Genomic DNA, 401 nt, shown 5'->3' with positions numbered 1-401 from the left:
TTTAGGAAAAAATAATATGGAGGAGGAAGAGGGATTCGAACCCCCGCGCGGTGTTACCCGCCTGTCGGTTTTCAAGACCGATCCCTTCAGCCGAACTTGGGTATTCCTCCGTATTGTTATGGTGGAGCTTAGCGGGATCGAACCGCTGACCTCCTGCGTGCAAAGCAGGCGCTCTCCCAGCTGAGCTAAAGCCCCATAATATAAGCAAAAAATAATGGTCGGGAAAACAGGATTCGAACCTGCGACCCCTTGGTCCCAAACCAAGTGCTCTACCAAGCTGAGCTATTTCCCGAGAAAATGGTGCGCCCGACAGGAGTCGAACCTACAACCTTCTGATTCGTAGTCAGATGCTCTATCCAATTGAGCTACGGGCGCATATTTTATTAAAAATGGTGCCGAGA

The 401-nt window shown here is 50.1% G+C and carries 4 tRNA genes; all 4 read right to left on the bottom strand.

Annotated elements, in window-relative coordinates:
* Positions 1 to 17 precede the first annotated feature (17 nt).
* Positions 18 to 110: transfer RNA gene (locus JN080_RS29255), tRNA-Ser, on the bottom strand.
* Positions 111 to 119: 9 nt separating this feature from the next.
* Positions 120 to 195 (bottom strand) — tRNA-Ala (locus JN080_RS29250).
* Positions 196 to 215: 20 nt separating this feature from the next.
* Positions 216 to 292, bottom strand: a tRNA-Pro gene (locus tag JN080_RS29245).
* 6 nt (positions 293 to 298) lie between these two features.
* Positions 299 to 375, bottom strand: a tRNA-Arg gene (locus tag JN080_RS29240).
* Positions 376 to 401 lie beyond the last annotated feature (26 nt).

It is taken from the genome of Bacillus sp. EB600, from assembly GCF_024494385.1.
In the GTDB taxonomy this organism is placed as follows: Bacteria; Bacillota; Bacilli; order Bacillales; family Cytobacillaceae; genus JAEVLT01.
Note: the sequence above shows the minus strand (reverse complement) of the source record. Positions and strands in the feature narration are given on the sequence as shown.